A 9,692-nucleotide genomic window follows, 5' to 3' on the forward strand; every position below is an offset into this window, starting at 1 on the left:
CATGATATCTTTAGTGGCATACCAGCTGTCCATAAGCACCGTTTTAAATACCAATTGCTTGTACTCGATCGTGTGTCGTAACATATCTTCTAAATGATCAAGCTTGGTTTTACCATCGATGGCTTTGTCGTAAATACGGTAGTCAATAACCCAATACTGCTGGGTATGCGGGTTAACGTAGATGCAGTTTACAAGACCAATGCCTTTAATTAATCGTTTAGCATTGCCACTATATTGGCGGTTGACCAGTTCTATCTTATGACTGTGATCTTTGTCTAATACCGTATCATCAAAGAGCAAGTAACCCTCAGCATCGGCGACAATGTCTTGTTTAACTTGTTCCCATACTAGACGAGGTTTGAGCTTGTCACCTTTAATATAACGGTTGATACGGTCATGACTGATGTTCTCAGGATGATGATCAGCATAGTTGGTGATGGTGTAGTTTATTTGGCTCACCATGAGATACTGGCAATAATCTAGTCGGGTTACTTTAGGCTTCTTCATGACTATTATGGTACTACGCTATGCTTTAGGTTGGCAATATATCTCTGGTTTTGCGTAAGTCCTAACTCAATAAAAGCTACGGTTTGAGTATAGTCAATCCAGAATAAAAGAGATACATCCCATATCACGAAACAGTTTAGGTAGATTATTCTCCATCCATCCTTGGCGTAGAAACTTAGCTTGTGCCCACTTCTTTTCAATGGGATTTAGATCAGGACCGTAGGGTGGCAGCCAAAGAATACGATGACCATGCCTGTTTAACAGTTTTTGAATACGCTTATTCTTATGAAAACGAGCATTATCCATAACGATCACACACTTCGTTTTAAGGCTTGGAATAAGCGTGAACTTGCACCAGTCATAGAATATACGGCTATTGATATTCTGCTCAAAGTAATCCAGGGCAAACAGCATCTTTTCATAAAGAGCACCAATGACATTAGTACGCTTTTTTGCTTGCCAGTTGTAGCGATCAATGCAAGGTTTTCCTATTGGTGCATAGCCATGAGGGCGAATGGTTTCAGCCTCAAAGCCACTCTCATCCATAAATACAATGGGATAGCCTTGCTTCATAAAGCGATCAAGCTTACTTTGATATTCCGCTCTTTTGATTGGACATGCTTTTGGATGTTCTAAGGTCTTTTTTTTTGCTGATACCAAGGCGCTTTAAGGCAATCTCAATACCTGATTTGCTACAATTTAAACGCTGTGCTCTCTCGTACATATAATCGTCTGGATACTGTTCAACATCTTTTAATAGCGTGTCATTCGGTATTTTACTGGGTGGTTTATTCCGAGTTTGTTTGATACTTGGGTTTTTCAGCCAGCGCTGTAATGCGGTTTTACTAATATTGTAGAAAGTACACGCTTCACGAATACTCATGTCTTTATTTTTAACACTTTTGATCACTTGCGCTCGGAAGTCTGCTGAATAAGTCATATATTCTTATACCATTTCGCTTATTTTAAAACGATTGTATCTTATTTATAAAAGACTGACTATACGTTACGCAGTAAACATGTGAGTGAGACAAATACGGGCTTGGCGTTTGATTTTGTCGGTAAAAGTGCCAAAGCACATCATATAGAGCTGCAAGATGAGCGTTTGATTGAGATAGTACAAGCCTGTTCTGAACTACCTGGTTATCAGATTTTCAAATACTTGGATGACAATGGCGATAAGCAAGTGATTGATAGCGCCGATATCAATGATTACATACGTCAGCATACTTGCGCTACTGATTGCGAAAGTGAAGTGTATAGCGGAAATTTATACAGTGCAAAGGATTTTCGCACATGGATGGCCAGTGTGTTGGCTGCCAGTTATCTTTATGACGAGTTGCAAACGTCAGTTGGCAATGCGATATTAACCAGTGAGTCTAACAGCCCTGAGCGCCAGCAGTTGGTCATTGATATGGTCAAAGAAGTCGCAGAGGAGCTTGGCAATACGCCTGCTGTCTGCCGTGCTTCTTATATCAATCCTATGATTATTGAGTGGTTTTTGGCAGGAAAGTTTTTTGACACTTATAAACAAGCGCGGCGTGGTCGCACCAAAAAACACCAAAGCTGTGAGGAGAAGGCGTTACTTGGGTTTTTGAATGCCTTGCAGTAAAGTTTATATCCGTTAGTCATTAAATAATGATACGTTATGTATTGAAATAAGTAGAAAAGTACGTTACTAATAGACTATCTTGAATATTAGGATAGGAAATGGTCTATAGGATATGTCCGTTTTGTCTATATGGCATGTTTTCTATCACTTACTTAACATTGCTAAAGGATTAGCTTATGAACACCTCAGTTTCAAATACGACTACGCATACTGCAAGCACGCTAACGAGCTATAGCGATTATTATAATAATTTTGATATCAATGCGTTATTGACAGAAATCTTTGGCGAGCATTTAGACGATCGTTTAAATGCCTATATGGCATGCTGCGGTCGCCATGTGCGTGACGGCCGCGCGGATAAGCTTGCGTTAGTGCATGAAGATACTAATGGCAATGTGACGCGGATGAGCTTTGCTGAGCTGGATAAAGCCAGTGCGCAAGTAGCCAACTTACTACAATCTTATGGCGTAAAAGTAGGCGACCAAGTAGCGACTATGTTGCCGCGTACTCCCGAATTATTAACCATTGTATTAGCAATTTGGCGGATTGGCGCGGTATATCAACCGTTATTTACGGCTTTTGGCTATGACTCTATTAAGTACCGCATGGACAAAGCCAATACCAAGGTGGTCTTTACCAATCAAGAGAATCGTGACAAGTTTAAAGATCTAGCTGAGCAAACCAAAATGGTATTGGTAGGCAATAAAGTAGATGCGCAAAGCTGGGGGGATGATAGCTATGCTGAAATGATAGCAGGGCAGCCGCAAACCATAGAAGCGGTTACTTTGAATACTGATGCGCCATTTTTACAGATGTTTACCTCAGGCACAGTAGGTAAGGCAAAAGGTGTCAGCGTACCATTAGCCGCTTTATCAGCCTTTTATTTATATATGCGCTATGCCATTGACTTACGCGAGGATGATCATTACTGGAATATGGCCGATCCAGGCTGGGCGTATGGTTTGTATTATGCGATCACAGGTCCTTTATTATTGGGCGTCACCACTTATTTTAATGAAGCGAGTTTTGATGCTCAGAATACTCGTGACTTTATGGTACGTCACAAGATTACCAACTTAGCCTCTTCACCAACGGCATTTCGTATGATGAAGTCGAGTGGCGTTTTTGATGCATCGTCCGCAAATGATGACCATGCATTGTCTTTACGCTGCGCTAACTCGGCAGGAGAGACACTGAATACCGAAGTGGTAAGCTGGGTCGAAAATAATTTGGGCTGCCAAGTCTGCGATCAGTATGGGCAGACAGAAACCGGTATGACTTGCTGTGAGCATCATGCGCTGGCACATAAATGCCCAGTTGGATCGATGGGTATGCCACTACCAGGGCATACGCTGGTGGTATTAGATGATGATATGAATGTATTGCCAGATGGTGAGCAAGGGCAGTTGGCAGTGGTGGTCAGTCAATCGCCGGCGTTTTATTTCCGAGGTTATAGCTGGAATGAAAAACAAGCGTTCGTTGATGATTACTATTTAACCGGCGATGTGGTCGAACGTCATAGTGATGGCAGTTACTGGTTCTCAGGGCGTGATGACGACATCATTACTACTGCTGGTTATCGCGTGGGTCCAACCGATGTTGAAAACACGGTGCTCGAACACGATGCCGTTGCAGAGTCAGCCGCCGTCGGTATACCTGATGAAGTGCGTGGTCATACCATCAAATCTTATGTGGTGTTGAAGAGCGGTATCGAAGGAACTGAAGAGATTGCGAAGGAGATTAAGGACTTGGTACGTAAACGTCTATCGGCCCATGCTTATCCGCGTGAAGTTGAGTTTGTGTCTGAGTTGCCAAAGACGCCAAGTGGTAAGATTCAGCGCTTTTTACTGAGAAGTTTATCCGCTTCTTAAATACATCAAATTATTAATCAGATAACAAATTAGACAGTTAAATAATAATACCAAGGAATAGTTATGCAAATTGAACAATACAGCTTTTTGGTTACTGGCGGAGCGTCAGGTTTGGGTGAGGCAGTGGTTCGCGCTATTGTCGCTAAAGGTGGCAAAGCCGTTATCGCTGACCTTAACGAGTCAGCAGGGCAAGCATTGGTTGCTGAGCTTGGTGACAATGTCCGTTTTGCACGCTGTGATATCACCAGTGGCGATGATGTACAAGCAGCTGTCGTTATGGCTGAAAAAGAGTTTGGTGGTCTGCAAGGGTCGATTAACTGTGCTGGTATTGCGGTGGTACAAAAGCTCTTAGACCGTGAAAACAATCCAGCCGATCTTGATGATTTTAGCCGTGGGGTCAATATTAACCTCGTCGGCTCTTTCAATGTCGCGCGTCTGGTCGCAGCCAGTATCGCTAAGCGTGTGGCTGCTAAACCATCAGATGAAGCCAATGCTGATAACGGAATTATTATCAACACGGCCTCTATTGCTGCTTTTGATGGGCAAGTAGGGCAAGCCAGTTATGCTTCATCGAAAGCGGGCGTGGTCGGTCTGACTTTACCACTGGCTCGTGAGCTGGCGCGCCATGGTGTTCGGGTAATGACGATTGCACCGGGGGTTTTTGCTACTCCGATGATGGAGACTATCCCAGAAAAAGCGCGCGAACAGCTAGAGGCAGGCGTTCCTTATCCTAAACGTTTGGGCAATCCCAATGAATTTGCCAAACTGGTCATGCATATCATTGATAATGCCTATTTAAATGGTGAAGTTATTCGTCTTGATGGGGCTATTCGTATGGTTTAGTTTAGCAACTGTCAGAACTCATTTTTATCTTATCCATAACTTTTGCACAGAGTTGAGCCACCAAACATGGCATAGTGCTTTGATATATTATGACTCATTGCTATTACGCGTTGATTATAAGGATTAAAGTCTATGTCATTTTTTCGCCCAAATTCTAGTAAGTATTCAAGTTGGTTGTTTATCGTGATAGGGCTTAGTTTTGCTACTATTATCGGCACGAGTGCTATCGCTGCTGCTAAGGATGCCGCGAAATATCCGCAGCCCATTCCCAATGAAGACATTATCGATAAAGTCTTTGTCGATAAATCAGAGCGTCGTCTGCAGTTAATGAGCGGTGACAAAGTGATTAAGTCTTACCATATTGCACTCGGTGGTAGTCCGATTGGACATAAGCAACAAGAAGGCGATCAGCGTACACCGATAGGGTCGTATACACTCGATTATAAAAACGAAAAATCTCAATATTATCGTTCTATGCACGTCAGTTATCCCAATGCTGTAGATAAGGCTAAGGCGAAATCACGCGGTGTGAGCCCAGGTGGTGCGATTATGATTCATGGACAAAAAAATGGTTTTGGTGCATTAGCAATGCTTAACCAACAACGCGATTGGACGGCAGGCTGTATGGCGGTTACCAATGATGAGATGGATGAAATCATGGCAGCCGTCAAGGTTGGTACCCCTATTGAGATTGTTGAGTAAATGGTCTTTATACAGCCCCTAGATTCATTTTAAAATAGTACAGCGCTATTGGGATTAATTATTCGTAGCCTCTGTTAGCGCAGGCACAGCAAGCAAGAAAAAAATCTATCCCAGTAGTGCGTTATAATACTTTTATTTAGGACTGGCTATACCCTGTCTATACTTATCTTGTTTTTTAACCCCCGTTCCTCTTTCTTAAACCCTCATATTTCTTTCATTTATTCTCTTGAAATACTTGCCTAATGTGCCTATTAAGACTTTATAGTCGATATCATTGTTAATAGTAAGGTTTAATGTAAAAGTGTTATTTATCATGGGCTTTTGCTCATATTGGCTTACTTCAATCAGACACTAGCTATTATTGACCACAGTTAAATTGATATTGAAATATTACTCAATAAACCCTATATAGATAACAACCAAAAGCTTGCGGTAACGTTAAATACTTATAAAAAACCGCAGCTATTACTTAGTTATATAGGCTTAGTTATATAAGCAAATTATAAGAGGACACAAATATGAGGTTCGAAAAATTTACCCAAAAGTTGCAATCAGCGATTCAAGAAGCACAAAGTCTGGCACTAGGTCGTGACCATACCGGTATCGATCCGGTGCATTTGCTTGCGATATTACTGCAAGATGAATCCAACCTGTCTATCTGTCAGCAAGCGGGCGCGTCTATTCCAGCGTTGAAAAATGGCGTGGCAAAAGCATTAGACAATCAAGCGACGATTAGCGAGCCGACAGGTGATGTCAATCTAAATCCAAACTCGGTTAAAATTTTGAACTTGGCAGATCGTCAAGCACAAAAAGAAGGCGATGATTTTATCGCCACCGAATGGGTGATATTAGCACTTGCTGAGCAAGGTGAAACCAAAAAGATATTTGAAAGTGCTGGTGTGACCGCGACCAAATTAAAAGCGGTGATTGAGCAGTTGCGTGGTGATGACACCGTGAATAATCAAAATGCGGAAGATCAGCGTGATGCGTTGAATAAATATACCATTAACCTGACTGAACAGGCGGAACTTGGCAAGCTTGATCCGGTGATTGGTCGTGATGAAGAGATTCGCCGTACCATTCAAGTGTTGTCGCGTCGTACCAAAAATAATCCGGTGCTCATCGGTGAGCCAGGTGTGGGTAAAACCGCTATCGTCGAAGGCTTGGCGCAAAAAATTATCAACGGTGATGTGCCAGAAGGTCTACGCCGTAAAGAAGTGCTGTCGTTAGACTTGGGTGCGCTTATTGCAGGGGCAAAATTCCGCGGTGAGTTTGAAGAGCGGCTCAAAAGCGTACTGAGCGATTTAGCCAAGCAAGAAGGTAACGTCATCTTATTTATCGATGAGCTGCACACCATGGTCGGTGCGGGTAAATCGGAAGGGGCGATGGATGCCGGTAATATGCTCAAACCTGCGCTTGCTCGCGGTGAGCTGCACTGCGTTGGTGCGACGACATTGGATGAGTATCGCCAATTTATCGAAAAAGATGCTGCGCTTGAGCGTCGTTTCCAAAAAGTATTGGTCGATGAACCGACGGTCGAAGATACCATTGCGATATTACGTGGGCTCAAAGAGCGTTATGAGCTGCATCACGGTGTCGATATCCAAGACAGTGCGATTATTGCGGCGGCGCGGATGAGTCATCGTTATATTACTGATCGCAAATTGCCTGATAAGGCGATTGATTTAATTGATGAAGCAGCCAGTCGCTTGCGTATGGAAATGGACAGTAAGCCTGAATCGTTAGGAAAGCTTGATAGCCGTTTGATTCAACTTAAAATGCAGCGCGAAGTGCTCAAAAACGAAGAAGATGCTGGCGCGCAAGCAGAGCGTAAGGTGCTTGATAGCCAAATCGAAGAATTAGAGAAAGAATACGCAGATCTCAATGAGATTTGGCAAGCAGAAAAAGCTTTGGTCAAAGGCAGTCAGCAGTTAAAAGACGAGCTAGATAAAGCGCGTATTGCTTATGATAAAGCCAGCCGCGAAGGCGACTATGAAACCATGAGTAAGCTGCAATATGAGACCATCCCGCAGCTAGAGCGCCGTATTCATGAATCTGATCTGGCAGAGCAAAAAGAGCAGAGCGGTGAAGATAGCGGTATAAAGCTGCTACGTAATAAAGTAACCGATAATGAAATTGCCGAAGTTGTTGCCGCAGCGACCGGTATTCCGGTCAGTAAAATGATGCAAGGCGAGCGTGACAAAATGCTGGCGATGGAAGAAAAACTCCATGAGCGCGTCATCGGTCAAGACGAAGCGGTCGAAGCCGTGGCAAATGCTGTACGCCGTAGTCGCGCTGGCTTGTCTGACCCCAACCGCCCTTCAGGTTCGTTCTTGTTTTTAGGACCTACGGGTGTGGGTAAAACAGAGCTGACCAAATCACTGGCAAACTTCTTGTTTGATAGTGAAGACGCCATTGTGCGTATCGACATGAGTGAATATATGGAGAAGCACAGCGTCAGCCGTTTGGTGGGCGCGCCTCCAGGCTATGTCGGTTATGAAGAAGGCGGTACTTTGACCGAAGCAGTACGTCGTAAGCCTTATAGCGTGCTACTGTTTGATGAAGTTGAGAAAGCGCATCCTGATGTGTTCAATATCTTATTGCAAGTATTAGACGATGGTCGTTTGACGGATTCGCAAGGTCGCGTAGTAGACTTTAAAAACACCGTTATTATCATGACCAGTAATTTAGGTTCGCATAAGATTCAAGAGATGGTCGGCGAAAGTTACGAGGATATCAAGGCTGAGGTGATGGATTCAGTTGGACAGCATTTCCGTCCAGAGTTCGTTAACCGTATTGATGAGATTGTGGTATTCCATCCGCTTGGTATGTCGCAAATGGCAGGTATTGCCGATATTCAATTGGATCGTTTACGTCAGCGTATCCAAGAGCGTGAGATGGATATCGAGCTGTCATCTGAGGCGATGAACAAACTGGTAGCGGTCGGTTATGATCCAGTATATGGTGCGCGTCCGCTAAAACGTGCTATCCAGCAAGAGATTGAAAACCCATTGTCATTAAAGCTACTAGCAGGTGACTTTGTCGCTGGCGATATCATCAAAGTCGATGTTGGCGCTGATGATAAACTAACCTTTGATAAGCTTAGAATGAGCTAATAGTAAACTTTAGCTATTATTTTAAACGTTACATTGAACCCCTTATTTGCCTTAGCAGATAAGGGGTTTTTCTATAGACAAACATAACCTGTACCAGAATAGATAAAGTCCTTGTTATATTATAAAAAAGCACACAAGGATGGCTAGTATGACAATTATAAAAATGGCGATAGATAGGCATACCGCTCAGAACGCTAAAAATAAAATATTGAAAAAACACGTGGCACCATTATTAGCAGCAATGTCATTGTTGTTTAGCACGGCTGCTTGCTCTGACCAGTCAGTCATTGACACCAATGGCGATTTGGCAAAATATCAAGAAGCAGAAAATTCGGTCGTCAATGAGTTTTTACATGCTGAGAAACCTACCTTTACCACCAAAACAGTTGCCACTTTTAATGAGCCTTGGGCGATGACTGCACTTCCTAGAGAAGGTGATGAGTCGTTAAAACTGCTTGTGACTCAAAAGACAGGAGAGTTATTTGTCGTCGATGCAGCAACAGGTAATAAGACAGCCATCACTGGTGTGCCCAAAGTGGCTTATGGCGGGCAGGGTGGTCTTGGCGATGTTATTCTGGCGCCAGATTTCGCAACGTCTAATAATATATATCTTAGCTACGTCGAAGCTGGTACAGGACCTGACAGTCGTAAATTCGGTGCTAAAGTCATCAAAGCCAAACTGTCAGGTTTGGACGTTGGTCAACCAAGCTTGCAAGCCATTAGGCCCATTTGGCAGCAAACACCAAAGATGAAAGGACAGGGTCATTACAGCCATCGATTGCTATTCTCACCTGATGGAAGGTATCTATATATCAGCTCAGGTGAGCGCCAAGAAAAAACCCCAGCGCAAGATATGAGTGTCAACTTGGGTAAAATAATCAGGTTAAAACCTGACGGTACTGTGCCAGCCGATAATCCATTTATGGATAAAAACAATGGGTGGTGTTCTAAAAAGTATGCTGGCATTAGACGTAGCCATAATTGACGTAAAAGAACACCATATCAAACACTTTGAAGTGATTATCGAGCTTCTTAGAGAAA

At 43.2% G+C, this 9,692-nt stretch carries 7 protein-coding genes and 2 pseudogenes; 6 read left to right on the forward strand and 3 right to left on the reverse strand.

Annotated elements, in window-relative coordinates; translation table 11 throughout:
- The 3 genes and pseudogenes from EI161_RS11865 to EI161_RS11875 form a co-directional block, all read right to left on the reverse strand.
- Positions 1 to 507 (reverse strand): annotated as a pseudogene (locus EI161_RS11865) (transposase); the annotation flags it as partial.
- Positions 508 to 600: 93 nt separating this feature from the next.
- Entirely contained in the window at positions 601 to 1,167 is a 567-nt protein-coding gene (locus tag EI161_RS11870) for an IS630 family transposase (protein ID WP_192529648.1), read from the reverse strand.
- Complete coding sequence (locus tag EI161_RS11875; RefSeq protein WP_192524849.1) at positions 1,094 to 1,447, reverse strand: IS630 transposase-related protein; 354 nt, start codon at positions 1,445 to 1,447, stop codon at positions 1,094 to 1,096. Before EI161_RS11875 ends, EI161_RS11870 begins: the two co-directional genes overlap by 74 nt.
- A gap of 75 nt (positions 1,448 to 1,522) precedes the next feature.
- On the opposite strand from EI161_RS11875, the pseudogene EI161_RS11880 reads away from it, so the two are divergent.
- From EI161_RS11880 to EI161_RS11905, 6 genes and pseudogenes are all read left to right on the forward strand, one after another.
- Positions 1,523 to 2,119: pseudogene (locus tag EI161_RS11880) on the forward strand (DNA topoisomerase IB); the annotation flags it as partial.
- Between the two features lie 176 nt (positions 2,120 to 2,295).
- The gene (locus tag EI161_RS11885; RefSeq protein ID WP_192524850.1) at positions 2,296 to 3,990 is read left to right on the forward strand and encodes an AMP-binding protein; all 1,695 of its coding nucleotides are present in this window, start codon (positions 2,296 to 2,298) and stop codon (positions 3,988 to 3,990) included.
- A gap of 63 nt (positions 3,991 to 4,053) precedes the next feature.
- Positions 4,054 to 4,833, forward strand: coding sequence for an SDR family NAD(P)-dependent oxidoreductase (locus EI161_RS11890; protein WP_192524351.1), 780 nt, complete (start codon positions 4,054 to 4,056; stop codon positions 4,831 to 4,833).
- A gap of 132 nt (positions 4,834 to 4,965) precedes the next feature.
- Positions 4,966 to 5,535, forward strand: coding sequence for a L,D-transpeptidase family protein (locus EI161_RS11895; RefSeq protein WP_192524350.1), 570 nt, complete (start codon positions 4,966 to 4,968; stop codon positions 5,533 to 5,535).
- A gap of 518 nt (positions 5,536 to 6,053) precedes the next feature.
- Entirely contained in the window at positions 6,054 to 8,651 is a 2,598-nt protein-coding gene (gene clpB, locus EI161_RS11900; RefSeq protein ID WP_192524349.1) for an ATP-dependent chaperone ClpB, read from the forward strand.
- A gap of 148 nt (positions 8,652 to 8,799) precedes the next feature.
- Positions 8,800 to 9,636, forward strand: coding sequence for a PQQ-dependent sugar dehydrogenase (locus EI161_RS11905; RefSeq protein WP_225735367.1), 837 nt, complete (start codon positions 8,800 to 8,802; stop codon positions 9,634 to 9,636).
- The last annotated feature ends 56 nt before the right edge of the window (positions 9,637 to 9,692 follow it).

This window comes from Psychrobacter sp. FME5, assembly GCF_014861375.1.
GTDB lineage: Bacteria > Pseudomonadota > Gammaproteobacteria > Pseudomonadales > Moraxellaceae > Psychrobacter.